Genomic DNA, 26048 nt, shown 5'->3' on the forward strand with positions numbered 1-26048 from the left:
CGTGCGCAAGCCCTACGTCGCTGTCGTCGCGGTGACCGTCGGCGCTCACCTGGCTTACCTGCTGTACGTGCCGTGCGGAGGTTTCCTCGCGCTGCGCTGGCCCAAGTCCATCGTCCTGCACGTGCCCGCGGTGGCCTGGGGCGTCGCAGTCGTGGTGCTCAGGCTGCGCTGCCCACTGACGTCAGTGGAATCGTGGGCGCGCCGACGCGCTGAAATGGATCCGCTGCCCACGTCCGGATTCATAGACCGTTATGTGACAGGACATTTCGTGCCGCCCGGCCGCGTCGGCGCTGCGCAGGCGCTCGCGTTCACCGCCGCCGCCGTCTCATGGAGTCTGTTGGCCCGCAGGGGCGGCGACCGCGGGCGCCGCGGCATGCCGACCGCCAGTTGACCGGCGCCGCACCACCCACAGCACCCCACCGACGAGCACGAGCGCCAGCACGACCACGGTGGGCCACATGGCCAGCTGCGCTAGCCACAAACGTCGTTGCAACCGCAACGCCTTGCACTCCGCCCGCCCCAGGCGCCGGGAAGTCTCGATCACGGTCATCGTCAGACCAGATACCCGAGGGGCACCCGCTCAAACGCGACATGGTGCTCCACGGCACTCGCTTATTACCGAAGGCTTACCTGCTGGGTCAAGGAGTAACCGAATCCCTATCTCGATGATTCGGGCCGCCCTGCGGCGGGAATGCCATAGGCCAGTGCGGGGGAGGAACGTGTTGAGCGATGGGTCTGGCACCGACATCGACGGCGTTGTGCAGGCCGCAGGACGAGTGACCGAGGCGCTGGAAACCATCGGGCCCGCCCGCGGGCATCTGTATTACTTCCATCAGCTCACCGGTCGCGCCGGTCTGCGACTCGACGAGGCGGTGGCGCGACTGAACGAAATAGGCGAGGCCGATCTGGCGCAACACATCAGTTGCGAGCTGATCGGGCGCAACGTCCTGCGGGCAGGTGCAGCTTCCAGGTCATCGAGGAGTACGACGACGGCTACTACCGCTGTTTCAAAGAGACCGAACAGCTGGTGCGAACCCGGCTCACCGACGGTCGCCGTCACGTCCATGAGATGGGCTTGAAAAAGCGACGGGGCACCGCCGGCCACCCGCCGCACACCGCGTCCCCCAATGATGAATCGGCGAAAGGTGAATCCCTATGAGCAACAAGGAATTCAGCAAGGGAGACAAAGTAGAGTGGCAAAGCCACGGCACCACCGTCCGGGGCACCGTGGAGGGCAAAATCACCTCCGACACCGAAGCGGCCGGACGCACGGTGCGGGCCTCCAAGGATGACCCGCAATACAAGGTGCGCAGCGACAAGACGGGCGCGGATGCCGTGCACAAGCCAGATGCGCTGCGCCACGCAAAGTGATGCGCCTCAACAGGATTGAGCGGGGCTTACCATGACAGACGACCGAGAAACCGCCTGGCGACAATTCCGGGACACCGTCAACATGACCGCAGGCGAGCTGGATAAATGGCTCGACACCGAGGAATCGAAGAGTGTCGGCGAAAAGAAGGGCGGCGACGAGTCCACCGGCCACGCCAGTGGCCGGCACATCGTCGAGATCCTCGAGGCCAAACGCGCCGACCTCACCGATGCCGACTACGCACACATGCGAAAGGTGGTCGGCTACGCCAAACGCCACCTGGCGCAACGTCCGCGTGGCAAGGTCGACGAGAGTCCGTGGCGATACTCCTTGATGAACTGGGGCCACGACCCCACGAAGTCCTGACAGTGCCCGCTGGGTGCGGTCGAGCCGCCGCCCGCCGCGGATGCCGTAGGCTGAGGGCCGCCGATCGCACTGCGAACGCTGCGCGCGTGTTTGCTCTCTGCGTTTGCCCGACATGGGCGAGAGGAGAAACACCGGGGCGCTTCGCCGGCCGCGATTAGCGGTCGCCGATACGCTGGCCGGCGTATCTTGCAAGAAGGATGCGGGTAAGTGACCAAGCGCGCCGCCGCTGACCGGCGATTAGACCGGGCCGAACTCGAGAAAACGATGTCGGCCGACATGCGCGCGATCACTGCGCAATCCGACCGTATTGGCCGGCACTTCGCCCGCCAGAACGATGTCAGTGGCAGCGACTTCCACGCCTTGCTGCACATCATGGTTGCCGAAACCGCCGGAGAACCGTTGACCGCGGCACAGCTGCGACGGCGCATGGACGTGTCACCGGCCGCCATCACCTATCTTGTCGATCGAATGATCGACGCCGGCCACGTCCGGCGCGAACCCGACCCCAAAGACCGGCGCAAGACCCTGCTGCGCTACGAGAAACAGGGGATGGCCCTGGCCCGCTCGTTTTTCACTCCGCTTAGCGCCGAACTACACACCGCGCTGGCCGATCTTCCCGATCGCGACCTGGCCGCGGCGCATCGGGTGTTCACGTCGATGATCGAGGCAATGGCCCGCTTCGAATCGCGGCTCGCCGCAACAAATCCCGCAGCGTCAGCCGCCGAGCCGAAGCGCTCTGCGGCGAAAGGCCGTCGCAGTCCCGCGAAGCGTGGCGGCTAGTGCGCCGGCCGCCCGGCAACGCGGCCCAGTAGCCGCTGCTCGATCAGGTCGGCACCGCGGCCGACGCCTCCCGTTGCGGCGAGTCCGGCGGCCACCCGGCGCGCTCCGTCGACCATCGTCATTGCCTGGCGCACCTTTGCCCGCAGCCGCGCCTCCGTGAGCCTTTTGGCCGGCAGGCGGGTACCGCAACGTGCAACCTCCACCCGCCGCGCGACCTCGGCCTGGTCGCGTGCGAATGGCACGGCACACACCGGCACGCCACGATCGAGTGCCTTCAGCGTCGTGCCCATCCCGCCATGGGTGATGGCGCAGCTTGCCTTGCCGAGTATGGCCGCGTGCGGCATGAATCGGCGTACCGTCGCGTTCGCCGTACGTGGCAGATCGGCGGGTATGCCGGCCGGGAATGTCGCAACCACGTGAACGTCCTCGTCGGCCAGCGCGCGCAACGCGATTCGTCCCAGGGCCTCGTCGGCCTGCCGCAGCGAGGAGGTGTTCACCAGTACCATCGGACGATCGATGGCGTCGATCCACTCCGGTGTTGCCGTCGGAGTGGGCTCGAATACGCAGGCACCGATGTGGTGCACGAGGCCGGCCCAGCCGGAATGCGGGTATTCGAACGGCTCACCCCCGACCGCTAACAGCAGTGGCACCCGTCGTAACAAGCCGTCCACCGATGTCACCGGTGGCAGGCCCAGCTCGGCGCGAATAGCGTTGATACGGGGCAACATCGGCCGGTCGAACACATGCCTGACGACCGGTCGCACCCCGGCGTCACGAATGTAGCCGGCGATGCCAGGTAGCGGACGCATACCGGGACCGAAAGGTGGCACCCCATTCGAGCGCAAGTATGGGGTGAACGGCGAGAAAATCAGCCACGGAATGTTCCCGGCGTCCGCGACCGACAAAGCCCCCCAGCAATTCGCATCCACGATGAGCGCATCCGGCCGGACCTCGTCCACCGCACGTCGGAAATCGTCGACCTCCAGCACCGCCCGCCGGCACAGCACGTCGATCGATAACTTCAGTACTCCCATAGCGTTTCGTGCCTGCCAGTCGTTGCCGGCGATGGCTTCGATTCCCGGGTCAACCGGCTCGGCGTGCACGCCGGCCGATCGCATCGTCGACACGCCGGCCGACATGGTGCGCAGATGAACGTCATGGCCGCGCCGGGCCAGCTCGGCCAGCAGCGCCCCAGTCGGCAGCATATGCCCCAGGGCAGGCGACCCGTACGCCAGGATGACAGCCACGTCGCGCGTACCTAGGCCACGCGGATGAGGTCGACATCGCGCAAGTCCGCCAACTTGGCGGCCCCACAGCCGTGCAAGCAGATGCGAAGCTCGTCGATGAAGGGCTGCAACCAATCGACCACGGCGGCAGTCGATTCGATGGCGGCGGACAGCAGCGGCCGCGCCATCGCCACCACATCGGCGCCCAGCGCGATCGCCTTGGCCGCATCCATGCCGGTACGGATGCCACCGGATGCCACCAATGGAATCGCCGGCAGAACTGCACGCACCTCCACGATGGCGCGAGCCGTAGGGATACCCCAATCAGCCAGGTGCGGATAGCGCAGTTCGCCGTATCGCACGAATTGTTCGACCCGCGACCACGACGTGCCTCCGGCGCCGGCGACATCGATTCCGGCGACCGGCAATTCGCCTTCAGCCCCGACGAGTTCCGCGACGGCCGCATCACCGATCCCGTGCCCAACCTCCTTGAGCAGCACCGGAAAGTCAAGGGTTTCGACTGTCCGGCGCAACCGGCTCAGCGACCCCGAGAAATCCGTGTCGCCGTTGTGCTGCATCGCCTCCTGCAGCGGATTTGTATGCACGGCAAGCGCATCGGCACCCACCCGGTCGAGGGCCTTGGCCAGATCCGGTACCGCGCTTGTGGTCAGTTGAGCCAGGCCGATGTTGCCGAACAGCAAGACATCCGGGGCCACATCGCGCACCGTGAAGCTCTCGGCGGCGCGCTCCCCCAACGCACTGTCCAACATGATCCGCTGCGAACCCAGCATCATGCCCAGACCCAGCTGTTGGGCGGCCGCGGCCAGATTGCGGTTGATGGTCCGCGACAGCTCGGCGCCCCCCGTCATCGCACCGATGAGAATCGGAGACCGCAGATTGACGCCGAAAAAGCTGGTGGACAAGTCGATGTCGCCCAGATTTGTCTGGGTCAGCGCGTTGTAGGGCAGTTCGTAGCGGTCCAGCCCGTTCGTGACGCCCGCATAGCCGACCGGCTCGTTCAGGCAGACGTCGATGTGCCGCCGCTTGCGGCTCTTCATCTCCCCACCGTCAGCAGCCATCGCAGGTCCCCCCTCGCATCCGCCACCGCTGCAGCCCCGCGTTCATAATGTCCATAGTGCCCCCTGTTACCCACCGCCGGCACTGCCACGCAGCGACGCATCATTTCAGTCGGTTAATATTTAACAAAATGAAAGGGTTTTACTGGTGATGTGGGATTCCGTGGCCGCCGCTGTGACGGGCCGGCGTTCATGGCTGCTCGCGCTGGTCACGGCCCTGCTCGGTGTCGCATCCATGGCTCTCATCGGCGGCAACGCCGCCGCAGGCCAGTCCCCGCGATCCCTTCCACTCGATGCTCAATCGGCGCAGGTCGACTCCCTGGCCAAGCAGTTTCCGGGGGGCGACAAACCCCCGCTGATCATTGTGGTCAGCCGCACCGACGGTGGGGTTCTCAGCCCCTCCGATGTCGCCGCCGCCGAGGCCGCACGCACTCGGATGCAGGAGGCGCAAGCCCAAGCGATCGCGCCGACGGCGCCTCTGAGGACTTCCTCGGACGCAAAAGCTGCTTTCGGTGTCGTGCCGATCAGCGCCGACATGTCCGGGCTTGCCCTAGCCGACGCCGTGGCCGCGCTGCGCACGGCCGCGGCCAATGGTCTGCCCGCCGACCTGCAGGCTCACGTGACGGGCGGTCCGGCATTCGGCGCCGACATCGCCAGCGCCTTCACAGGCGCAAACATCACCTTGCTCGCCGTGACGACGGCGGTGGTGGCGCTCCTGCTCATCGCCACCTACCGCTCCCCGGTGCTGTGGCTGATCCCGCTGCTCGTGGTCGGCTTCGCCGATCGCGTGGCCGCGGCCGTCGGCACGGCGGTGGCGTCGCTGACCGGGTTGAACTTCGACGGCGCCACATCCGGGATCACCAGCGTGCTGGTTTTCGGTGCCGGGACCAATTACGCACTGCTGCTGATTTCTCGATATCGCCAAGAACTTCGGCACCATTCCGCGCATCGCGTGGCGTTGCGCCGGGCCGTGCGCCGGGCGGGGCCGGCCATCGTCGCCAGCAACGCCACCGTGGTGCTGGCGCTGCTGACCCTGCTGTTCGCGTCCACTCCGAGCACCCGCAGCCTGGGCGCGTTGGCGGCATGCGGCCTGCTGGTTGCCGCGATCTCGGTCCTGGTGATACTGCCCGCGCTGCTGGCCGCGTGCGGCAGGCGACTGTTTTGGCCGTTCATCCCGCACGCCGGCGACGACGAAACCCTGGATTCCGGTGGCTGGCATCGAGTCGCGGAATGGGTAGGCGGGCGTCCCGCACTGGTCGCGGCGGTCGCGATCGCAGTGTTGGCGGCTCTCGGGACCGGGCTGTTGGGCACTCGGATCGGCTTGTCGCAGACCGAGCAGTTCCGGATACGCGCGGATTCGGTGACCGGTTACAACGTTGTGGCCGAACATTTCCCGGCCGGACTGGCCAACCCGACACTCGTCGTCAGCCCCAGCGACCGTGCCGCACCGGTGCGGCGGGCAATCACGTCCACCCCCGGCGTCGTCTCGGTGACCGAATCGGGCCGATCGGGATCCGGACTGACGAAGTGGTCGGTGGTGATCGACGCGCCGCCGTCGTCAAAGCGGGCATTCAGCATCGTTGCCGCGCTGCGAGATTCGACGCGGGCCGCCGAGCCCCGCGCACTGGTGGGCGGGGCCGACGCACAGGCCCTGGACACTCGTGACGCGGCCACGCATGACCGGGCGCTGCTGATCCCGGCGATCCTGGCCGTCATCCTCATCGTCCTGTACGCGCTGCTGGGGTCGGCACTCGCGCCACCGACACTGCTGGCCGCAACCATTCTGGGTGCGCTGGCCGCGCTGGGCATGGGCGGCTGGGCGAGCCTGCACATCTTCGGTTTCCCGGCACTGGACAACACCACCCCGCTGTTCGCCTTCCTGTTCCTGGCGGCGCTCGGCGTGGATTACACGATCTTCTTGGTCACCCGGGCCCGCGAGGAATCCGCTCAGTTCGGCGCCCGCGCCGGGATGGTGCGTGCGGTCTCGGCCACCGGCGGCGTAATCACCAGCGCAGGAATCGTTTTGGCCGCTGTTTTCTGCGTTCTCGGGGTATTGCCACTGATCGTCCTTACCCAATTGGGGATCATCGTAGGCCTGGGCATCTTGCTCGACACGTTCGTGGTACGCACACTGGTCATCCCGGCCCTGTTCGCCCTCATCGGCGACCGGATCTGGTGGCCGACCAGCCCTACCCGCGCGAAACCCGTTGAGCGACAAACTGACCGCAAACAACCAGAACGGAGTACACCGTGAACAGGTCGATACTGACAGCGACCAGCCTGGCCGTCGCCGCGGCCGCCGGAACCGGAAGCGTCGCCAGCCGAAACACCGTTTCCCCGTGGTACGCGCGGCTTCGCAAACCCTCATACCAGCCGACTCGTGCGGCCTTCCCCACCGTGTGGACCACGCTCTACAGTGACATCGCGGCCACGTCGGCGGTAACTATCGATCGGTTCCGCGCGACCGGGCAGCATGACGAGGCACGCAACTACACCGTGGCGCTGGCGATCAACCTGATCCTCAACGCCGGATGGAGTTGGTTGTTCTTCGGTTATCACAAACTCGGCGCTTCCGCGGTCGGCGCCGCGGCACTGACCGCCAGCAGCGCGGATCTGGTGAGGCGCACCGCCCAAGCCACACCCCGCGGCGCGCTGGCATTGTCGCCCTATCCGCTGTGGTGTGGCTTCGCGACCATCCTGTCCGCGCACATCTGGCGACTCAACCGCTAGATCATGCCGGCACTGTTGTGGTTTCGCCGCGATCTCCGGTTGCGTGACCATCCGGCGCTCATTGCCGCGGCCGAGAACGATGAGGTGCTCGCCTGCTTCGTGCTCGACCCGCGCCTGGAAAAGTCGTCGGGGCAACGCCGCCTGCAATACCTTGGCGACGCACTCCGGCGGCTTCGCGACGACCTTGACGGCCGGCTGCTAGTCACCCGAGGACAGCCCCACACGCAGATTCCGCGTATCGCCACGGAGATCGGCGCAGCCTCGGTGCACATCTCCGACGACTTCGCACCGTTCGGGAAGCGTCGTGACGAGCGGGTTCGCGCGGCGCTGGGCCCGGTGCCGCTGGTGGCGACGGGGTCGCCGTATCTGGTCTCGCCCGGCCGCGTCACCAAGCCGGACGGCTCGCCCTACAAAGTGTTCACCCCGTTCCAGCGTCAGTGGCAAACGATTGGCTGGCGCGAGCCGACGAAGTCGGACGCGACCGCCGCACGCTGGCTGGATCCGGCGCAGCTGCGGGTCGCGCAGCACCCGATCCCCGATCCGGGCGCTGCGCGCGAGGTGGCCGCCGGCGAAGCTGCGGCGCGCAAACAGTGGAAGTCCTTCGTCGACAACGGATTACAGAGCTACACGAAGGAGCGCAACAGGCCCGATCTGAATTCGACCAGCCGCATGTCGGCGCACTTGAAGTTCGGCGCCGTCCATCCCCGCACCCTGGTCGCCGATCTGGACCTGCACGACCGGGGGGCGCAAGCCTTTCTGCGGGAGTTGGCCTTTCGCGACTTCTACGCCGACGTGCTGCACCATTGGCCGGCCTCCAGCTGGCGCAACTGGAACGGTGATTTCGATGGCATCCAGACCGACACCGGCGACGAGGCCAACCGCCGTTTCGAGGCGTGGAAAGCAGGCGAGACCGGTTTTCCCTTCGTCGACGCTGGGATGCGCCAACTGCGCGACACCGGCTTCATGCACAACCGGGTGCGGATGATCGCGGCCTCGTTTTTGGTCAAGGATCTTCATCTGCCATGGCAATGGGGCGCCGGATGGTTCCTGGACCAGCTGGTGGACGGCGACATGGCGAACAACCAGCACGGCTGGCAGTGGTGTGCGGGCTGCGGTACCGACGCCGCGCCCTACTTCCGGGTGTTCAACCCGACCACGCAGGGCGAGAAGTTCGACCCCTCGGGCGACTACATCCGGCGCTGGGTACCGGAACTGCGCTCCGCCGACGACGCGCACCTGCGCAAAGGCGAGCGGCCGGACGGTTACCCGGAGGCCATCGTCGACCACGCCGCTGAGCGCGCCGAGGCGCTGCGGCGCTACCAGAGCATCTGACCGCGATTCGCCATCCTGCCCGTCGGCGTCGGCTCCGCGAACTGACGGGCGCCTTTTCGGAGTCGCTAGCTCCCGCGCTAGCGGATTCGAGAAGCGGGTTATAGTGCGCAGACGTTACTGATGTGGCCTGAGTGACCTTTGATGGCCCTTGATACAGCAACGGTCATACCGGCCACCAGACGTTTGCTGAATCGTCGTCACCAAGCCGATTGACCGTGACAGGATCAGCCAATTCACCGTCACTCGGGAGGCGACAATGACCAACTTCACCACTCGGACGCTGCTGATTTCGGGCGTGGCGGCCGGTCTCATCGCGGGCGTCGACGCCTGTTCGTGTTCGGTTGGGTCCTCACGCTCGGTGAGCAAGAAGGATGTCGCCGGCCAGATCACCGCCAAAATGACGGATGCGGCCGGCAACAAGCCCGAGTGGGTGAACTGCCCGACCGATCTGCCCGGGAAAGTCGGGGCACAGATCAACTGCGACATGAAGGTCAAAGACCGGCCCTTCAACGTCAATGTCACGGTGACCAGTGTCGATGGCAACGATGTCAAGTTCGACATGGTCGAGACCGTCGACAAGAACCAGGTTGCGAACGCGATCAGCACCCAGGTGGGCCAACAGGTGGGCAGAAGACCGGATTCGGTGACCTGCCCCGACAATTTGAAAGGCGTTGCGGGCGCGACGTTACGGTGTCAGCTCACGGACGGCGCGGACAAGTACGGCGTGCTGGTGACCGTGACGGACGTCGACGCCGGCGACGTCAACTTCCACTTCAAGGTGGACGAACAGCCGCAGGCCGCCGGTTAGCGGGCGGCCTTTTTGCGTTCGATGTCGGCCAGCGCCGCGGCAAGTTCGGCGCGTTGCGCGGCCGAACTCTCCCAGGCGAGCTGGCGGTTCTTGACCACCTTGGCCGGTGCGCCGACCGCGATGGAGTAGTCCGGGATCACCCCGCGCACCACCGCATGAGATCCCAGCACGCACCCCCGTCCGATGGACGTGCCACGCAGCACCGAGACCTTCACGCCCACCCAGGTGTCCGGGCCAATCCGGACCGGGGACTTGATGATGCCCTGGTCCTTGATCGGCATGTTGATGTCGTCCATGCGGTGATCGAAATCGCAGACGTAGCACCAGTCGGCCATCAACACCGAATCACCGAGTTCGATGTCGAGGTAGGCGTTGATGACGTTGTCGCGACCCAGCACCACCTTGTCGCCGAACCGCAGCGAGCCCTCATGCGCGCGAATGGTGTTCTTGTCGCCGATGTGCACCCACCGGCCGATCTCGAGCTGCGAGAGTTCGGGCGTCGCATGGATCTCCACGCCTTTGCCGAGAAACACCATGCCGCGAGTGATGATGTGCGGGTTGGCCAGTTTGAACTTCAGCAGCCGCCAATAGCGCACCAGGTACCACGGCGTATACGCGCGGTTGCGCAGCACCCATTTCAGCGAGGCCAGCGTGAGGAACTTGGCCTGGCGCGGGTCGCGGAGGTTCGATCCACGCCAGCGGCGATGGACCGGGGCACCCCACATGCTCGTCATGGCCGGACAGCCTAACGCGGTCGTATGCGAGCCGGCCAACCGCCACGGGTTACCCTCACCTGTACTCGATTGCCGCCGCACGGCGGGGTCTGCCCGCGCGACCCGCCCTCCCAATAAGGATTTGGAAAACCGAAGGTGCTTGCCCGACAACTCGTCAATGGGCTCCGGCGTTGGTCATCGGTAGTGCTGGCTCCCGCGCTCGCGGTCATGCTCGGCGCCTGCGGTAACACCGACTCATGGGTGGAGGCGTCGGCCGCGCAGGGCTGGCCGGCACCGTACGCCGACGCCACCAACAGCAGCTACACCACGACCAGCGGGGCCACCAAGCTCTCGCTGGAGTGGACCCGATCGGTAAAGGGAAGCCTGGCCGCCGGGCCGGCGCTGAGCGCGCGCGGTTATCTGGTCCTCAACGCCCAGACCTCGGCGGGATGCTCGCTGATGGAGTGGGAGAACAACGACAACGGGCGGCAGCGCTGGTGCGTGCGTCTGGTCCAGGGCGGCGGCTTCGGCGGCCCGCTGCTCGACGGTTTCGACAATCTCTACGTCGGCCAGCCCGGAGCGCTCCTGTCTTTCCCGATAACGCAGTGGACGCGGTGGCGCCAGCCGGTCATCGGCATGCCCACCACCCCGCGGTTCGTCGGGCAGGGCCAGCTCCTGGTGGCCACACACCTTGGGCAGGTACTGGTCTTCGACTCCCATCGCGGCCAGGTGGCCGGCAGCCCACTCGACCTGGTCGACGGCGTCGACCCCACCGACGCCGCACGCGGGTTGGCTGATTGCACGCCGGCCCGGCAGGGCTGTCCCGTCGCCGCCGCCCCCGCCTTCTCGACCGCTAACGGGATGGTGGTGCTCGGCGTCTGGCAGCCCGGGGCTCCCGCCGCGGGTCTAGTGGGGCTCAAGTACCACCCCGGACAGACGCCGCTGCTGACCCGCGAATGGAGCAGCGACGCCGTGGGCGCCGGTGTCATCGCCAGCCCGGTCCTGTCAGCCGACGGATCGACCGTCTATGTCAACGGCCGCGACCAACGACTGTGGGCGCTGCGGGCGGCCGACGCGAAAGTGAAATGGTCGGCGCCGCTGGGGTTCCTGGCGCAAACGCCGCCCTCGGTCACCCCGCAGGGGTTGATCGTGGCCGGCGGCGGCCCCGACACGAAACTGGTGGCGTTCAAGGATGCCGGCGATCACGCCGACCAAGCGTGGCGCCGCGACGACGTCCTGCCTCTGTCGACGTCGAGCCTGGCGGGTACCGGCGTCGGCTACACGGTGGCCAGCGGGCCCCCGGCAAACGGCGCCCCAGGCATGTCGTTGCTGGTCTTCGATCCGGGCAGTGGTCGCACGTTGGACAGCTATCCGATGCCAGCGGCCACCGGATATCCGGTCGGGGTGTCAATTGGCACCGATCGCCGGGTGGTGGCGGCCACCAGCGACGGCCAGGTTTACGGTTTCGCGCCGGCCTGACCCGGACATACCCCTGTGGTGCCCATCGACGAGACCGCGGCGCCGGGCGCCGTGACAACCAACACCACAGCAAACCCGCGGACCAGCGCCGCCGACATCGTGGCGACGTCGGTCCTGCTGGTCATCCATGGCGGGCTGTACCTGGCGAGCTTTGTGCTGCTTGGTCTGCTCGTGATGACCACCGACCCCTGTGGGTACCGAAAATGCGGCGACCCCGCCTGGATCAACCGCGCCATGGACCTGGGCACCTGGGGCGGCGCAGCCCTGCTGGTCGTCGACATCGTGGTCGCCGTGTACTTCCTGGTGCGGCAGAAACGACGGGCCTTCGTCATCCCGCTGATCGGTTGCGTCGCGCAGGTCGCGCTGGCGCTCGCCGCTGTGGCGATGGAGTTGCAGGCCGGACCGGCCTGAGCCCGTGGCGATCGCGAGTGCGGCGCAGCCGGATGAAGCGGGTCGCCACCATCAGGACCCGTGGCGATCGCGAGTGCGGCGCAGCCGGATGAAGCGGGTCGCCACCAGGCGAGACTAGATCGCCAGCGGCGGGATGGCGTTGCGCGGCACCTGGGCCTGCAATGGCCCGCCGAGCGCGGGCAGCATCTCGCCCGGAGCGAAGTAGAAGATCAGCTGATCGTCGGTGATGGCGAAGTTCTGATAGTGCGTCGGGTCATGTCCCGTCGACGGCAAAACCGCGGCGCCCAAGGGGGTTTGGCGCTCCAGGTCGCGCTGCACGATCGGGTAGATGGCGTCCAGCGGCGTCGCGCCGGGCAGGAACAGAGTGTCGAAGGTGATGGGCTGCCTGGTCCCGAGGTTGTAGTTGAACGCCTTGTACCAGATCGACGAGTGCGCTCCCCCGACGTCCTGGAAGAACTTGAGCACGACGCTGCGGGTGTTGTGTGGCGGCTGCCCGGCGAAGTGTTGCTCCGTGGTGGCCTCCAACTGGTAGGGCTGGTCGCGCCCCCCGGAACTCTGCGCGACGGCGACGAAGCCGTCCCGGTTCTGGGTGATGTAGTCGGCCAGCGCCTGCCCGTCGGGATAGTCGACCGGAAAGCTCATGTTGAGCATGTAGTTGGGGCCGGTTGCGCGCAGACGGCACATCTGGCCGGCCTCGACGATGCCGCCCAGGCCGGCACACGACGGCGGCTCGGCCGCGGCCGGCCAGCCCACCAAGGCCGCCGCCGCGAGCAGCGCAGCGGCTATCAGATAACGCATCGTGGAAGTGTCCTCGCAGACTAGCCCGGGTCGGTGACCCTCAGCAGTGACGCCGCCAGCGTACCGGCGCTATCGGGAGGGTTGGCAAACGAACGCCATCGCCCGGCTGGAGCTCCGTGCGCCAATGCGGGCGATGACCACCGACAACGACCGGCTCCCGCGCAGCCGCATCCGTTTGCGCAACGCGTCGGGGTCGACCCGGACCCCGCGCACCAGGACCTCCAGCGACCCGCAGTCCAGCGCCGACAGGGCCCGGCGCAGCCGGCGTTCGTCGAAGACCAGCTGCTCGAGCACCTCGAACCCGCGATCCGCCGCCGGCAGTCGATCGCCGGACAGGTAGGCGATGTCGGCATCGAGCTGCCACAGTCCATGCCGCGCGCCGTAATGGCGCACCAGTCCGGCCCGCACCACGGCGCCGTCCGGGTCGACGATCCACCGCCCGACCGACCGCACCGGGCAGTCGTCGGGGTCGTTGTCGGTGAGCTGCTCGCCGCGATCCAGCAGGCTCGCCCGCCGACGCACATCGGGCTGCGCCAGTCCAGCCGACCAGAGGCAGGCTTCCCGGACCGAGCCGCGATATGACGTCACCTCGATCTCCCCGTCGAATCCCAACCGTCGCGTCTGATCGAAATCGATTCCGGGAGAACACTTTACGACGAAGTCGCGGTCACTGTAGGCGGCTAGCAGCGCGCCCAGGCCGGGTTGGTAGTCGTCGCTGCGCAGCCGCCGTCGACCCTCGACACGCCGGGCCGGATCGACGACGAGCACCGCATCGCGGGTGACCGGGCGCAGCGCGTCGGCGCGGCAAATCCAGGCCGACTCCCCCACGTTGTGCCGCGCCATCGACAGCCGCACCGGATCGATATCGCTGCCCACCGCGGCAATCCCGCAGGCCCTCAGCGCGGCGAGTTCGGTGCCGATCGAACAGGTCGCGTCGTGCACGACGCCGCTGCCGCCGCCGGCCAGCCGTCTGGCCCGGTACAGGGCCACCGGCGCCGCGGTGGCCTGCTGCAACGCCTCGTCGGTGAACAACCAATCCGACACTCCCAGCTCGCCCAGCTTGTCCGCGGCGCGGCGGCGCAACAAGACCGTCTCCACCAGGACCGCGGCCCGGTCGCCGAATTGGGTGCGCGCCGCGGCGACGTCTCCGATCCGGGTGGCGTCGGTCAGTTCGAGGTCGGCGATCGCCGCAAGCGCCGCGGTACCCGCGTGCGACCGCAGGTAGCCTACGTCGTTCGGGCTGAAGCGCAGGCCTACGCTCAGGAGGGTTTGACCCCGGTCACCATCACGTTGTAGAACCAGCCTTTCGGGACCACGCGCCGCCACACGTTGGCGTCCACCCAGCTCAGCGCCTTCCAGCCGTTGAAGGCGAATTTGGCCCAGCCCCAGCCCAGGCGTCCAGGCGGCACCGACGCCTCGAAGGTGCGCACCGGCCAGCCGAACATCGCGGCGGTGAACTCTTCGCTGACGGTCCGCACTTCGGTGGCGCCGGCGTCGGCGGCCATCCGCTCCAGGTCACCCGGAGTGAAGGTGTGCAGGTCGACGATCGCCTCCAGCGCGGCAGCCCGAGAGGATTCGTCGAGTTCGGCCTGCGGGCGCCGCCAGGCACCCAGGCCGGGCAGCTTGGTGACGTTGGTGGCGATGCGCCAGGTCAGGGTCGACAGCTCGCGGGCGTAGACGTCGCCCGCGCTGGTCGGCTCGCCCGCGAAGACGAAGCGGCCGCCGGGGCGCAGCACCCGGATCACCTCGCGCAGCGACAGCTCCACGTCGGGAATGTGGTGCAGCACGGCGTGGCCGACGACCAGGTCGAAGGCGTTGTCCTCGTACGGGATCCCCTCGGCGTCGGCGACCCGGCCGTCGATGTCGAGGCCCAGCGACTGTCCGTTGCGGGTCGCGACCTTGACCATGCCCGGCGACAGGTCGGTCACCGATCCGCGCCGGGCGACCCCGGACTGAATCAAGTTGAGCAGGAAAAACCCTGTGCCACAGCCTAATTCGAGGGCCCGATCGTAGGGCAGCTCGCGCACCACCTCGTCGGGCACGATGGCGTCGAAGCGCCCCCGGGCGTAGTCGATGCAGCGCTGATCATAAGAGATCGACCACTTGTCGTCGTAAGTCTCGGCTTCCCAGTCGTGGTAGAGCACCTGGGCCAGCTTGCTGTCGTGCCGGGCGGCTTCCACCTGCTCGGCGGTGGCGTGGGGCGTCGGAACGGCGCCGGTCGAACTGGTCATGCAGGGCAGCCTAACGGCCGTCGGGATCCGCCCTATCGCCGCCGCCCTGACCAGCAGTGAACACCTCGACATAGCGCCGGCGTTCGGCGGCGAGCCGCTCGGGAAGTTCTACATCGAAAACGTCGTTGATCCCGGCTTTGGCGGCCGCCAGCGCCTGCCGGGGACCCTCGAGAAAACGGCGTGCCCACCCGGCGGCGGCGTCGTACACGTCGTCGGGCGCCACCACTTCGTCGACGAGGCCCAGCGCCGAGGCTTCTTCCGCGTCGAAGAAGCGGCCGCTGAAAACCAGCTCCTTGGCCTTACTGGCGCCGGCCACCCGCGTCAGGCGCGCCATCGCGTCGCCGCCGGGCACCAGGCCGGCCAGGATTTCGGTCGCGCCGAACTTCACGTTGTCGCCGCTGACCCGCCAGTCGGCCGCCAGGGCCAGCGTGAGCCCGGCTCCCAACGCGTATCCGGTGATCGCGGCGACGGTCGGTTTGGGGATCGCCGCCACGGCGTCGACGGCTTCCTGGCGGACCCTTGCCGCAGTCTCGGCCTCGGAGCCTCGCAGCGTCCGCAGCTCGGGGATGTCGTCACCCGCGGAGAAGATCTCGTGGCCGCCGAACAGGATCACCGAGGCGACGTCGTCGCGCCGGCCCAATTCGTCGGCGGCCGCGATGACCTCCCGATAGACCTGGCGGGTCATCGCGTTCGTCGGCGGGCGCGACAGCAACAACATGGCCAGCCCGGCGTCCCGCGAGCCGTCACTGACCACCACGCTGACGAACTCTCTCAATGCCGCCATCCCAGGCCGCCCGCCTCCCGCGCCCGGTGGTAGCGGTCGGAATCGAAGAACTCGAAGACCCAGTTGTCGCCCTGGATCTCCAGGTGCGGCTGCACGGGCAGGATCTGGCGTTCGACGGACAGCACCTCGGCGACGGTCCGCCCGGCCAGCGAGTCCAGCTGCGTCCAGGTCGGGGGCAGCAAGAAGCTGCGGCCGGCGGAGAAGTCGTCGATGGCGGCCTCCGGCGTCGTCCAGCCCGCCCGGTCGGATTCGGTGTTCTCCCCGTCGGCACGCTGGCCCTGTGGCAATGCACCCACGAAGAAATAGGTGTCGTAACGCCGGGTGCGCTCGGCCTCCGGCGTCACCCAATTGGCCCACGGCCGCAACAGATCCGAGCGCAACTCCAGGTTCTCCCGGCGCAGGAAGTCCGCGAAAGACAACGTCCCGTCGGCCAGCGCCTGCCGGGCATCGCCATAGATCGAAGCGTCGTCGACGATGCCGTCCGGGTCGCCGGCCGGCCCGGCGAACAGCACTCCAGACTCCTCGAACGTCTCGCGGGCTGCGGCGCAGACCAGCGCCTCCGCCAGGTCGGGTTCGATGCCGAAGCGCTGGGCCCACCACGCTGGCGGCGGGCCGGACCAGGCGATGTCGGCGTTGCGGTCGCGGTCGTCGACACCGCCGCCGGGGAACACCATCGTCCCCGCGGCGAACTCCATCTTGGCGTGTCTGCGCATCAGGAAGACCGCGATGCCCGCCGGGTCATCGCGGACCAGCATCACCGTGGCGGCCGGCCGTGCGATCAGCGGGGCTTCGTCGGGTGGCGTCATAACGGCCTCCGATGGGCTGCGCGGGTACGCACTCGCCGCGCGAAGTAGCGACCGTCGACGACGTCGAGCGCGATCGCTTGGCCGAACGCGGTGGACAGGTTCTCGGAGGTCAGCACGTCGGTCAGTAATCCCGCCGCGACCACTTCGGCTTCCGAAAGCAACATGCAGTGACTGAACCCGGGCGGGATCTCCTCGACGTGGTGGGTGACCAGCACCAGGGCGGGAGCCTCGGGGTCGGCGGCCAGGTCGGCCAGCCGCGCGACCAACTCCTCGCGGCCGCCCAAATCCAGGCCGGCGGCGGGCTCGTCGAGGAGCAACAGTTCGGGGTCGGTCATCAGTGCGCGGGCGATCAGCACGCGCTTGCGCTCGCCTTCCGACAGCGTTCCGTAGGTGCGATCCGCGAGGTGCTCGGCGCCAAGGCTCTCCAGCATGTCGATCGCCCGCCGGTAGTCGACGTCCTCGTAGCGCTCCCGCCATCTGCCCAGCACCGCGTAGCCGGCCGAGACGACGAGATCGCGAACCACTTCGTCGGTGGGTATTCGCTGCGCCAACGCCGAGGAGCTGAGGCCGATCCGCGACCGCAACTCGGTCACGTCGACCCGGCCCAGCCGCTCGCCGAGCACGAAAGCCGTGCCGGACGAAGGGTGTTCGGCCGCCGCGGCGATCCGCAGCAGCGAGGTTTTGCCTGCTCCGTTGGGCCCCACGATCACCCAGCGTTCGTCGAGTTCTACCGCCCAATCCAGCGGGCCGACCAAGACGTTTCCGCCGCGCCGCAGCGACACCTGCCTGAAGTCGAGCAGCAGATCGGGGTCGGCTGACTCGCTTCCGTTTTCGGACACCCGACCATCGTGCCGTACCCCGACGCTCGAATGCCTGCCGGGTCGTGCGCCTCACTGCGTGGCGCCCCCGCCAGCCCGGGCAGCACCGCGGCTGCGGTCGCTACGGGTTGGGCGGGATCTCCACCCGGCGAACCTCGCCGTCGACCGCGTCGGCGGCCTCGATTTCGCCACGGGTCACACCTAGCAGGAGCAGCACCGTGTCCAGATAAGGATGGCTCAGTGACGCATCGGCGACCTCGCGCAGCGCGGGTTTGGCGTTGAACGCGATCCCCAGTCCGGCCGCGGCCAGCATGTCGATGTCGTTGGCGCCGTCGCCCACCGCGACGGTCTGCGCCATCGGCACCCCAACCTGGCTGGCGAATTCCCTTAGCGCCGAGGCTTTTCCGGCCCGGTCGACGATCGGCCCGATCACCCGGCCGGTGAGTGTGCCGTCGATGATCTCCAGTTCGTTGGCCGCGACATAATCGATCATCAGCTCCTCGGCCAGCGGCTCGATGATCCGGCGGAACCCCCCGGACACCAGGCCGCAGGCAAAACCCAGGCGCCGCAAGGTCCGTATGGTGGTGCGGGCGCCGGGCATCAGTTCCAAAGCATCGGCGATCTCGTCGACCACGCTGGCGGGCAGACCCGCCAGCGTTGCCACCCGCTGCTCGAGCGACTGCGCAAAGTCCAGCTCGCCGCGCATCGCGGCGTCGGTGATCGCGGCGACCTTGCCCTCGGCGCCCGCCCGGGCCGCCAGCATCTCGATGACCTCGCCCTGCACCAGCGTCGAGTCGACGTCAAACACGATGAGCCGCTTGGCGCGTCGTTCCAGGCTGTAGGCCTCGACCGCCACGTCGACCTGTTCCTCGCTGGACACCCGGTTCAGGGCGGTCCGCAGCGCCCCGTCCGCGCCCGGCGGCACCGAGACCCGCAGCTCCAGACCGATCACCGGATAGTCCGAAACACCGCGGATCAGGTCGATGTTGACGCCCAGCTCTGCGACCTCACGGGCCACCGCGCCGAACGCGCTGGCGGTAATGGGCCGGCCCAGCACGTAAATGGTGTGCGTCGAGGGCTCGCGCATGATGGTCACGTCGTCGCTGCGCTCGATGCTGACATCGAGGTCCAACTCGCGGATGGCCGATTCGACGTCATCGCGCAACTGCGCGCTATCGGCGACTTCGGCCGGGCAGCACACCAGCACGCCCAGTGTCAGACGGCGCCGGATCACCACCTGCTCGACGTTGAGCAACTCGACTCCGTGCCGCGACAGCGCCTCCAACAGGTTCGCTGTCACGCCTGGTTGATCCACGCCGGTGACGGTGATCAACACCGACACTTTCGGTGGCGCGTTCACTCCCGACAGCTGTCGCTACTGCTCAGCAGTCGAGCGATCGGGTTCGGTTCGCGGACCGAAGCCCTTGGGCGACTCGAGAGCCGTGGCGTGGCGGCCCACGTGCGCCTCAGCGCGAAGCCGCTCCACCATGTGTGGGTAGTGCAATTCGAATGCCGGGCGCTCCGAACGGATCCGGGGCAGCTCGGTGAAGTTGTGCCGCGGCGGCGGGCAGCTGGTCGCCCACTCCAGAGAGTTGCCATAGCCCCACGGGTCGTCGACCGTGACGACCTCGCCGTAACGCCAGCTCTTGAAGACGTTCCAGACGAACGGGAACATCGACGCGCCCAGGATGAAGGCGCCCACCGTGGAGGCGACGTTGTAGGGCTGGAAGCCGTCGCTGGGCAGGTAGTCGGCATAGCGACGCGGCATGCCGAGATCGCCCAGCCAGTGCTGCACCAGGAAGGTGGTGTGGAACCCGATGAAGGTCAGCCAGAAGTGGAGCTTGCCCAATCGCTCGTCGAGCAGCCGGCCCGTCATCTTCGGGAACCAGAAGTACACCCCTGCGAACGTGGCGAACACGATGGTGCCGAACAGCACGTAGTGGAAGTGCGCGACCACGAAATAGCTGTCTGTCACGTGGAAGTCCAGCGGCGGGCTGGCCAGCAGCACGCCGGTCAGACCACCCAGCAGGAAGGTGAGGAGGAAGCCGATGCAGAACAGCATCGGCGTCTCAAAGGTCAACTGCCCCTTCCACATCGTGCCGATCCAGTTGAAGAACTTGATCCCGGTCGGCACCGCGATCAGATAGGTCATGAACGAGAAGAACGGCAGCAGAACGGCTCCCGTGGCGAACATGTGGTGCGCCCACACCGCGACCGACAGGGCGGCGATCGACAGGGTCGCGTAGACCAGGGTGGTGTAACCGAAGACCGGCTTGCGCGAGAACACCGGGAAGATCTCGGTCACGATGCCGAAGAACGGTAGCGCGATGATGTACACCTCGGGGTGACCGAAGAACCAGAACAGGTGTTGCCACAACAAGACTCCGCCATTGGCCGCGTCGTAGACATGGGCACCTAGATGTCGATCGGCGGCCAGCCCGAACAGCGCCGCTGTCAGGATCGGGAACGCGATCAGAATCAGGATCGAGGTGACCAGGATGTTCCAGGTGAAGATCGGCATCCGGAACATCGTCATCCCGGGCGCACGCATGCACACCACAGTGGTGATCATGTTGACCGCACCCAGGATGGTGCCCAGACCCGCGACGATCAGGCCGGTGATCCAGAGGTCGCCCCCGGCGCCGGGTGAGTGCACGGCATCAGACAGGGGCGTGTATGCGGTCCAGCCGAAATCGGCGGCCCCGCCCGGCACAATGAAACCGGAGGCCGCGATCAACCCGCCGAACAGGAACAGCCAGAAGGAGAAGGCGTTCAGTCGGGGGAAGGCCACGTCTGGCGCGCCGATCTGCAACGGCAGCACCAGGTTGGCGAATCCGAACACCACCGGGGTGGCATACAGCAGCAGCATGATCGTGCCGTGCATGGTGAACAGCTGGTTGAACTGTTCGTTCGACAGGAACTGCAGCCCGGGAGCGGCGAGCTCGGTGCGCATCAGCAACGCCATCAGCCCGCCTATGAAGAAGAAGGCGAAGCAGGTGACCGTGTACATGATGCCGATCATCTTGTGATCGGTGGTGGTGATCAGTTTGTAGACGAGGTTCCCTTTGGGGCCCATGCGGTCCGGGTACGGACGAACGGCCTCGAGTTCACCCAAGGGGGGCGCTTCGGCTGTCAACAGCTTCTCCAAACATCCAGATCGGACACTGGCCCAAAAATCGGTATTGAGACGAATCTTAGCCGTCGATTATGGTGCCGTCAGGGCTGGTCCTACAAACTGTCGTAAATGGCTCGCCGATGCGGCGTGTCCGTCGGCGCGGAGCCGTCACGCTGGCTGAATGGTGGCGACCCGCGTCGCCCGGCTCCGCCGCGCTCGCGATCGCCATGCTGGCCGGATGTTAGCGTCTGACGCGTGTTGTTCGGCGCCCTCAGGCCCGCCCGGCCGGCCGCGACGACCGCGGTTGCGGCGGCGCTCATCGTGGCCTGCGGGGGCTGCGGATCCGGTAAGCACACCGGCGAGACGCCGGCCCGTTCCCTGGTCACCCCCACCACCCAAATCGCCGGCGCCGGCGTGCTCGGAAACGACCGCCGCCCCGACAACTCGTGCGCGCGAGACGCCGCCGCGGCGGAACCGGGCTCCGCGAAACGGCCAGTCCACAACGCCGCAGGCGTCGAACCGGACGTCGTGCAGGTGCCCGCCGACCCGCAGCGCATCGTGGTGCTCTCCGGCGACCAGCTCGACACGATATGTGCGCTGGGCCTGCAGTCGCGGGTGGTCGGTGCGGCATTACCGGACGGGTCCTCGAGTCAACCCGCGTATCTTGGTGGCGCGGTGCACGCCGTACCCGCGGTCGGGACCCGCTCCCACCCGGACCTGAACGCGATCACCGCCGCCCACCCCGACCTGATCCTGGGGTCCCAGGGTCTGACGCCGACGCTGTATCCGCAGCTGACCGCGATCGCCCCGACGGTGTTCACGGCCGCACCGGGCGCGGCGTGGCAGGACAACCTGCGCGCCGTTGGCGCCGCAACCGGCCGCGGTGCCGCGGTAACCGGGTTGATCAGCGGTTTTTCCCAGCGTGCCACCGACGTCGGCGCGCGGCATGACGCTTCCCATTTCCAGGCGTCGATCGTGCAGCTGACGACGGGCACGATCCGGGTATACGGCGCCAACAACTTTCCCGCCGGCGTGCTCGGTGCGGTTGGCGTGGACCGGCCGGCCTCTCAGCGGTTCACCGACAAGCCCTACATCGAGATCGCGGCCACCGACGCGGACCTGGTGAAGAATCCTGACCTATCGATGGCGGACGCCGACGTCGTCTACGTGTCCTGCGACAGCCCGGCCGCCGCCGATCGGGCCGCCACGATCCTCGACAGCAACCCGTGGCGCAAGCTGTCGGCCAACCGGGATAACCGGGTCTACATCGTCAACAACGAGATATGGCAAACAGGCGAAGGCCTGATCGCCGCCCGCGGCATCCTCGACGATTTGCGCCTGGTGAACGCACCGATCAACTGACGGCGCCCGACCAAAACGCATACATCGTCACAACGTGATATTCGCCCGGGCGTTGGCGGAATAACTTTTACCCTAGCTAAACTTCTTAGTTGACGTATCGAATCGAAGAGGGATTTTTCATGAGCACAGTTTCGGCGTACGCGGCCACCTCGCCGACGGCACCGCTGACCAAGACCACCATCGAGCGACGTGAGCCGGGTCCACACGATGTGGCCATCGACATCAAGTTCGCCGGGATCTGCCACTCCGACATCCACACGGCCAAAGGCGAATGGGGCACACCGCATTACCCGCTGGTGGTGGGCCACGAGATCGCCGGCGTCGTCACCGCAGTCGGATCCGACGTCACCAAGCACAAGGTCGGCGACCACGTCGGCGTCGGCTGCATGGTGAATTCCTGCGGGCAGTGCAGGAGTTGTAATGCCGGCCTCGAGCAGTACTGCAGCCGAGGCACGATCTTCACCTATAACGCCACTGACAAGGACGGCACGACGACCCAGGGCGGCTACAGCCAGGCGATCGTCGTTGACGAAAACTTCGTCTTGCGCATCCCCGACTCGCTGCCGCTGGACAAGGCGGCGCCGCTGCTGTGCGCGGGCATCACGCTGTTCTCCCCGCTGCGGCACTGGAAAGTCTGCCAAGACACCCGCCTGGCGATCATCGGCCTCGGCGGGCTGGGCCACATGGGCGTCAAGCTCGGCGCGGCGATGGGCGCCGAAGTGACGGTGCTGTCGCAATCACTAAAGAAGATGGAGGACGGGCTGCGGCTGGGCGCCAAGCACTACTACGCCACCGCCGAGCGCGAAACGTTCAAGAAATTGCGCAACAGCTTCGACGTCGTCCTGAACACCGTCTCGGCGAACCTGCACCTCAATGACTATCTGAGCCTGCTCGACGTCGACGGCACGCTTGTCGAGTTGGGCATTCCCGAACACCCCATGGAGGTAGGTGCGTTCTCGCTTGCGCTGGCGCGCCGCAGCCTATCGGGGTCGAACATCGGCGGCATCGCCGAGACCCAGGAGATGCTGGATTTCTGCGCCGAGCACGACGTGACGCCCGAAATCGAGCTCATCGAGCCCGACTACATCAACGAAGCCTACGAGCGCGTCCTGTCCAGCGACGTGCGCTACCGCTTCGTCATCGATATCTCGAAGCTGTAGGCACGCTGCCGTGCTTACAGCGCGACGCCCGGAGCGCTGTTCGAGGCCACACCGCGAGCGGCGATCTCCGCGGCCTCACCCCACTCGTCACCGGGGATGACTTCGCTGACGTCGATGCCGGCCAGCGGCCATCCGGCCGCCGCAAGCCTGGCGGCGACCCGGATGATGTTCTCCGGCCCGGCGTCGTAGTGCGTCATGTCGGAGATGAAATGGGCGATCTCGTCACGGTCGATAACGCCGTCGGCGATCGCCGCGGAGCCGTTGACGGCGATGTTGTGGACCACCTCGGCGATTTGTTCCTCGGTCAATGGGGTGCTGCGCAGCAGCGCCAACAGCGGCACGCGGTCGGGCCCGGGGACGCCCTCGGGGTAGCCCGCGCGCAGCCAGCGCAGCACGGAGCGGCAGAAGTTGCTGGTGTGAGAGGCGGCGGTATTCGTCACCCCAACAGTGTCAGGGCAGCCGTGTCGCCCGCGCTACCGCGGCGCAAGTCCGTCCAGACAATTCATACGCCGTTTACCCGGCTAGACCTGTCCTTCGCCGTGCACGATCCCGCTGGCAGTTACGCCTGGTTGTCGAGTGCGCCATGTGGCCACAGCAAGCGCAGTGCTCTCGTGAGGACCACGGGCTACTGGCACTGGTCAACGTGATTTTCTAAGGTCGGCGCCCTTCTTGCAGAGTACAGTCGAGCCATGACGACTCCGTCCGCGAAGAACCGGAAACCCCCCATTGTTTCTGTGAGTATTGGGAACCCGAATAATTCGGCGCCGAGCGTTCCGAGGCCGTCTGATCCGGCCGAGTCGTTTCAACGCGGCATCGGCGCCCGCTTGCGGGGAATGGGCCTGGGGGTGCAGACTCAGCCCCTTCGGGAGATGCGCCTCCAAATGGGTCTGGACATGCAGGTTGTCTACTTCATGGTCCGCGTGCCGGTGGCCGGCGGCGTAACGCTGCGCTTGCCGGTGATGGCGACTTTCAAACCCAGGATCTATTCGCCGACGCAGGCGCAACATCTCTCCGAATAGCGTGCCTACCCGTAGCTTGATCGAGTACGTGATTCCGCTGTTCAAGGTAAATCAACCGGGGGAACGGGCATGGTAGCCGAGAATGACGGTGAGCACGGGCGCGACGTGAGCATCCCCACCGATTCGGGTGGCGAAAGCATCGCTACGCAGGCCGTGAACGTGGGTCTTGAGGTGTTCAGCGTGGTCATGTCGTTTCTTACCTGCGGAGCACTCCACATATACAGTGACCTACCGGGTGGCGAGAAGGTCGGCCGGACGTCGTTTATCCAGGCGATCGTCAGTATCTTCCGCCACCACGACGATGACATGCGCACAATGGACGGGACTTCACCGGGCAGTGCCGAAGCCTGATCGAGCCCGTCCACGGCAAGCCTCCGCGCTGGATGGGATGTCAAAACCGTTGCCGCGCATTTGGTTAGCGATTTCGTCGACGGATTCTGGCGCTTACTGACCAGCGGCATTCGCCATGGCAGCATCGATCGGGGGGCACGGCGAAGCGATCCAGGGGCCGGGAGAAGCGCTGATGTCGGCAGTATGCGGACGCCCCGTCGCATTCGACCGACTCGCCGCCCCGGGGTTGCTTCTACTGCAGTCTCGCCTCACCTGATTCGCGGCCGAGCATAGGCGGCGTCATTCAGCAGGGTCACTGACGAGTCAGAAGTCCCAGTCCTCGTCCTCGGTGACGACGGCCTTGCCGATCACGTACGACGAGCCCGAGCCGGAGAAGAAGTCGTGGTTCTCGTCGGCGTTGGGTGACAGCGCGGACAGAATCGCCGGGTTGACGTCGGTCTCGTCGCGCGGGAACAGCGCCTCGTAACCGAGGTTCATCAGCGCCTTGTTGGCGTTGTAGCGCAAGAATTTCTTGACGTCCTCGGTCAGCCCGACCTCGTCGTAGAGGTCCTGGGTGTACTCGACCTCGTTGTCGTAGAGCTCGAAGAGCAGCTCGTAGGTGTAGTCCTTGAGCTCCTGCTTGCGCGTGTCGTCGACCAGCGCCAGGCCGCGCTGGTACTTGTAGCCGATGTAGTAACCGTGCACGGCCTCGTCGCGGATGATCAGGCGGATCATGTCGGCCGTGTTGGTCAGCTTGGCGCGGCTCGACCAGTACATCGGCAGATAGAAGCCGGAGTAGAACAGGAAACTCTCCAGCAGGGTGGAGGCGACCTTGCGCTTGAGCGGTTCGTCGCCCTTATAGTACTGCATGACGATCTCGGCCTTGCGCTGCAGGTTGGGGTTTTCCTCCGACCAACGGAACGCGTCATCGATCTCGGCGGTCGAGCACAGCGTGGAGAAGATGTTGCTGTAGCTGCGCGCGTGCACGGACTCCATGAAGGCGATGTTGGTGTAGACCGCTTCTTCGTGCGGGGTCAACGCGTCCGGGATGAGGCTGACCGCCCCGACCGTGCCCTGGATCGTGTCCAGCAGCGTCAAGCCGGTGAAGACCCGCATGGTCATCTGCTTTTCGTGGGCAGTCAGGGTGCCCCAGGACGGCAGGTCGTTGGACACCGGCACCTTCTCGGGCAACCAGAAGTTGCCGGTCAGCCGGTCCCAGACCTCGGCGTCCTTTTCGTCTTGCAGTCGGTTCCAGTTGATCGCCGAAACGCGGTCGATCAGCTTCATGTTTTCGCTCACCAGAACCCCACTTCATACGCCATTTTTGCAGCCGGA

Annotated in this window: 27 protein-coding genes and 1 pseudogene; 15 read left to right on the forward strand and 13 right to left on the reverse strand. The window is 66.7% G+C overall.

The genetic code is table 11. The annotated features are described in order from the left end of the window. Window position 1: 1 nt before the first annotated feature. From A5686_RS17810 to A5686_RS17830, 5 genes and pseudogenes are all read left to right on the forward strand, one after another. The gene (locus tag A5686_RS17810; RefSeq protein ID WP_067936981.1) at window positions 2–391 is read left to right on the forward strand and encodes a DUF2784 domain-containing protein; all 390 of its coding nucleotides are present in this window, start codon (window positions 2–4) and stop codon (window positions 389–391) included. Between the two features lie 331 nt (window positions 392–722). Beyond that, window positions 723–1159 (forward strand): annotated as a pseudogene (locus A5686_RS27655) (hypothetical protein). Next, window positions 1156–1371: a DUF2945 domain-containing protein gene (locus A5686_RS17820; protein ID WP_067936983.1), complete on the forward strand. Its 216-nt coding sequence runs from the start codon at window positions 1156–1158 to the stop codon at window positions 1369–1371. The pseudogene A5686_RS27655 and the gene A5686_RS17820 overlap by 4 nt, the downstream one beginning before the upstream one ends. Before the next feature lie 31 nt (window positions 1372–1402). After that, a complete protein-coding gene (locus tag A5686_RS17825; RefSeq protein WP_067936985.1) occupies window positions 1403–1735 on the forward strand; it encodes a DUF3140 domain-containing protein in 333 nt (110 codons plus the stop codon). A gap of 207 nt (window positions 1736–1942) precedes the next feature. Beyond that, on the forward strand, window positions 1943–2515 hold the full coding sequence (locus tag A5686_RS17830; protein ID WP_067936988.1) for a MarR family winged helix-turn-helix transcriptional regulator: 573 nt from the start codon (window positions 1943–1945) through the stop codon (window positions 2513–2515). Here the strand turns inward: A5686_RS17830 and A5686_RS17835 are convergent. Next, the gene (locus A5686_RS17835) at window positions 2512–3762 is read right to left on the reverse strand and encodes a glycosyltransferase (protein WP_067936991.1); all 1251 of its coding nucleotides are present in this window, start codon (window positions 3760–3762) and stop codon (window positions 2512–2514) included. The two genes, A5686_RS17830 and A5686_RS17835, sit on opposite strands and share 4 nt — an antisense overlap. An 11-nt stretch (window positions 3763–3773) precedes the next feature. Next, the gene (gene fni, locus A5686_RS17840; RefSeq protein ID WP_067936993.1) at window positions 3774–4820 is read right to left on the reverse strand and encodes a type 2 isopentenyl-diphosphate Delta-isomerase; all 1047 of its coding nucleotides are present in this window, start codon (window positions 4818–4820) and stop codon (window positions 3774–3776) included. A gap of 148 nt (window positions 4821–4968) precedes the next feature. Between fni and A5686_RS17845 the strand changes: the two genes are divergently transcribed. The 4 genes from A5686_RS17845 (at window position 4969) to A5686_RS17860 (ending at window position 9687) form a co-directional block, all read left to right on the forward strand. Further along, window positions 4969–7071: an MMPL family transporter gene (locus A5686_RS17845; RefSeq protein ID WP_082947688.1), complete on the forward strand. Its 2103-nt coding sequence runs from the start codon at window positions 4969–4971 to the stop codon at window positions 7069–7071. Further along, the gene (locus tag A5686_RS17850) at window positions 7068–7547 is read left to right on the forward strand and encodes a TspO/MBR family protein (protein ID WP_067937004.1); all 480 of its coding nucleotides are present in this window, start codon (window positions 7068–7070) and stop codon (window positions 7545–7547) included. The genes A5686_RS17845 and A5686_RS17850 overlap by 4 nt, the downstream gene beginning before the upstream one ends. Before the next feature lie 3 nt (window positions 7548–7550). Further along, window positions 7551–8879: a deoxyribodipyrimidine photo-lyase gene (locus tag A5686_RS17855; protein WP_067937007.1), complete on the forward strand. Its 1329-nt coding sequence runs from the start codon at window positions 7551–7553 to the stop codon at window positions 8877–8879. A 256-nt stretch (window positions 8880–9135) separates the two neighbouring features. Further along, window positions 9136–9687: a DUF4333 domain-containing protein gene (locus tag A5686_RS17860; protein WP_067937010.1), complete on the forward strand. Its 552-nt coding sequence runs from the start codon at window positions 9136–9138 to the stop codon at window positions 9685–9687. On the opposite strand, the gene A5686_RS17865 is transcribed toward A5686_RS17860, so the two are convergent. Beyond that, complete coding sequence (locus A5686_RS17865; protein ID WP_067937013.1) at window positions 9684–10421, reverse strand: acetyltransferase; 738 nt, start codon at window positions 10419–10421, stop codon at window positions 9684–9686. The genes A5686_RS17860 and A5686_RS17865 overlap by 4 nt on opposite strands. Before the next feature lie 207 nt (window positions 10422–10628). Here A5686_RS17865 and A5686_RS17870 point away from each other — a divergent pair, with 207 nt between their 5' ends. Together A5686_RS17870 and A5686_RS17875 are read left to right on the forward strand one after the other, a co-directional pair. Beyond that, window positions 10629–11879 carry a PQQ-binding-like beta-propeller repeat protein gene (locus A5686_RS17870; protein WP_197520620.1) on the forward strand — a complete coding sequence of 417 codons (1251 nt, stop codon included), beginning with the start codon at window positions 10629–10631 and terminating at the stop codon, window positions 11877–11879. Between the two features lie 24 nt (window positions 11880–11903). Further along, window positions 11904–12290, forward strand: coding sequence for a hypothetical protein (locus tag A5686_RS17875; protein ID WP_369829721.1), 387 nt, complete (start codon window positions 11904–11906; stop codon window positions 12288–12290). 114 nt (window positions 12291–12404) lie between these two features. Here A5686_RS17875 and A5686_RS17880 read toward each other — a convergent pair whose 3' ends face one another. The 8 genes from A5686_RS17880 to ctaD all read right to left on the reverse strand — a co-directional run bounded on the left by A5686_RS17880 (window position 12405) and on the right by ctaD (window position 20863). Further along, window positions 12405–13088, reverse strand: coding sequence for an esterase (locus A5686_RS17880; protein ID WP_067937024.1), 684 nt, complete (start codon window positions 13086–13088; stop codon window positions 12405–12407). A 69-nt stretch (window positions 13089–13157) separates the two neighbouring features. Further along, window positions 13158–14390, reverse strand: coding sequence for an SAM-dependent methyltransferase (locus tag A5686_RS17885; protein WP_082947692.1), 1233 nt, complete (start codon window positions 14388–14390; stop codon window positions 13158–13160). Beyond that, on the reverse strand, window positions 14348–15319 hold the full coding sequence (locus A5686_RS17890) for a class I SAM-dependent methyltransferase (RefSeq protein WP_067937029.1): 972 nt from the start codon (window positions 15317–15319) through the stop codon (window positions 14348–14350). The genes A5686_RS17885 and A5686_RS17890 overlap by 43 nt, the downstream gene beginning before the upstream one ends. A 10-nt stretch (window positions 15320–15329) precedes the next feature. After that, window positions 15330–16094, reverse strand: coding sequence for an enoyl-CoA hydratase (locus A5686_RS17895; protein WP_156750130.1), 765 nt, complete (start codon window positions 16092–16094; stop codon window positions 15330–15332). Next, window positions 16091–16909: an NUDIX domain-containing protein gene (locus A5686_RS17900; RefSeq protein WP_067937035.1), complete on the reverse strand. Its 819-nt coding sequence runs from the start codon at window positions 16907–16909 to the stop codon at window positions 16091–16093. The genes A5686_RS17895 and A5686_RS17900 overlap by 4 nt, the downstream gene beginning before the upstream one ends. Then, window positions 16906–17748 (reverse strand): ABC transporter ATP-binding protein, encoded by an 843-nt coding sequence (locus A5686_RS17905; RefSeq protein ID WP_067937037.1) that lies wholly within the window; start codon window positions 17746–17748, stop codon window positions 16906–16908. Before A5686_RS17905 ends, A5686_RS17900 begins: the two co-directional genes overlap by 4 nt. Before the next feature lie 100 nt (window positions 17749–17848). Further along, a complete protein-coding gene (serB, locus tag A5686_RS17910; protein WP_067937039.1) occupies window positions 17849–19087 on the reverse strand; it encodes a phosphoserine phosphatase SerB in 1239 nt (412 codons plus the stop codon). A gap of 15 nt (window positions 19088–19102) precedes the next feature. After that, window positions 19103–20863: a cytochrome c oxidase subunit I gene (gene ctaD / locus A5686_RS17915; RefSeq protein ID WP_231986411.1), complete on the reverse strand. Its 1761-nt coding sequence runs from the start codon at window positions 20861–20863 to the stop codon at window positions 19103–19105. 234 nt (window positions 20864–21097) lie between these two features. Here ctaD and A5686_RS17920 point away from each other — a divergent pair, with 234 nt between their 5' ends. Beyond that, window positions 21098–22204 carry an iron-siderophore ABC transporter substrate-binding protein gene (locus A5686_RS17920; protein ID WP_067937041.1) on the forward strand — a complete coding sequence of 369 codons (1107 nt, stop codon included), beginning with the start codon at window positions 21098–21100 and terminating at the stop codon, window positions 22202–22204. Between the two features lie 119 nt (window positions 22205–22323). Then, window positions 22324–23364, forward strand: coding sequence for an NAD(P)-dependent alcohol dehydrogenase (locus A5686_RS17925; RefSeq protein ID WP_067937045.1), 1041 nt, complete (start codon window positions 22324–22326; stop codon window positions 23362–23364). 14 nt (window positions 23365–23378) lie between these two features. On the opposite strand, the gene A5686_RS17930 is transcribed toward A5686_RS17925, so the two are convergent. After that, window positions 23379–23804, reverse strand: a complete 426-nt coding sequence (locus tag A5686_RS17930) for a DUF3349 domain-containing protein (protein ID WP_067937048.1) — start codon at window positions 23802–23804, stop codon at window positions 23379–23381. Between the two features lie 249 nt (window positions 23805–24053). On the opposite strand from A5686_RS17930, the gene A5686_RS27660 reads away from it, so the two are divergent. Next, window positions 24054–24383 carry a hypothetical protein gene (locus tag A5686_RS27660; protein WP_197520622.1) on the forward strand — a complete coding sequence of 110 codons (330 nt, stop codon included), beginning with the start codon at window positions 24054–24056 and terminating at the stop codon, window positions 24381–24383. A gap of 69 nt (window positions 24384–24452) precedes the next feature. Continuing rightward, window positions 24453–24734 (forward strand): hypothetical protein, encoded by a 282-nt coding sequence (locus A5686_RS17940; protein ID WP_067937054.1) that lies wholly within the window; start codon window positions 24453–24455, stop codon window positions 24732–24734. A 303-nt stretch (window positions 24735–25037) separates the two neighbouring features. Here A5686_RS17940 and nrdF read toward each other — a convergent pair whose 3' ends face one another. Continuing rightward, window positions 25038–26012: a class 1b ribonucleoside-diphosphate reductase subunit beta gene (nrdF, locus tag A5686_RS17945; protein ID WP_197520618.1), complete on the reverse strand. Its 975-nt coding sequence runs from the start codon at window positions 26010–26012 to the stop codon at window positions 25038–25040. Window positions 26013–26048 lie beyond the last annotated feature (36 nt).

Source organism: Mycobacterium sp. E2479, assembly GCF_001667925.1.
Lineage (GTDB): Bacteria > Actinomycetota > Actinomycetes > Mycobacteriales > Mycobacteriaceae > Mycobacterium.

Coding starts and splice junctions, on each gene's coding strand:
- A5686_RS17845 (WP_082947688.1), top strand. CDS start 4,969: ATGTGGGATTCCGTGGCCGCCGCTGTGACGGGCCGGCGTTCATGGCTG.
- A5686_RS17925 (WP_067937045.1), top strand. CDS start 22,324: ATGAGCACAGTTTCGGCGTACGCGGCCACCTCGCCGACGGCACCGCTG.
- A5686_RS17825 (WP_067936985.1), top strand. CDS start 1,403: ATGACAGACGACCGAGAAACCGCCTGGCGACAATTCCGGGACACCGTC.
- A5686_RS17900 (WP_067937035.1), bottom strand. CDS start 16,909: ATGACGCCACCCGACGAAGCCCCGCTGATCGCACGGCCGGCCGCCACG.
- A5686_RS17940 (WP_067937054.1), top strand. CDS start 24,453: ATGGTAGCCGAGAATGACGGTGAGCACGGGCGCGACGTGAGCATCCCC.
- A5686_RS17855 (WP_067937007.1), top strand. CDS start 7,551: ATGCCGGCACTGTTGTGGTTTCGCCGCGATCTCCGGTTGCGTGACCAT.
- A5686_RS17870 (WP_197520620.1), top strand. CDS start 10,629: ATGCTCGGCGCCTGCGGTAACACCGACTCATGGGTGGAGGCGTCGGCC.
- A5686_RS17865 (WP_067937013.1), bottom strand. CDS start 10,421: ATGACGAGCATGTGGGGTGCCCCGGTCCATCGCCGCTGGCGTGGATCG.
- A5686_RS17890 (WP_067937029.1), bottom strand. CDS start 15,319: ATGACCAGTTCGACCGGCGCCGTTCCGACGCCCCACGCCACCGCCGAG.
- fni (WP_067936993.1), bottom strand. CDS start 4,820: ATGGCTGCTGACGGTGGGGAGATGAAGAGCCGCAAGCGGCGGCACATC.
- A5686_RS17880 (WP_067937024.1), bottom strand. CDS start 13,088: ATGCGTTATCTGATAGCCGCTGCGCTGCTCGCGGCGGCGGCCTTGGTG.
- A5686_RS17820 (WP_067936983.1), top strand. CDS start 1,156: ATGAGCAACAAGGAATTCAGCAAGGGAGACAAAGTAGAGTGGCAAAGC.
- A5686_RS27660 (WP_197520622.1), top strand. CDS start 24,054: ATGACGACTCCGTCCGCGAAGAACCGGAAACCCCCCATTGTTTCTGTG.
- A5686_RS17860 (WP_067937010.1), top strand. CDS start 9,136: ATGACCAACTTCACCACTCGGACGCTGCTGATTTCGGGCGTGGCGGCC.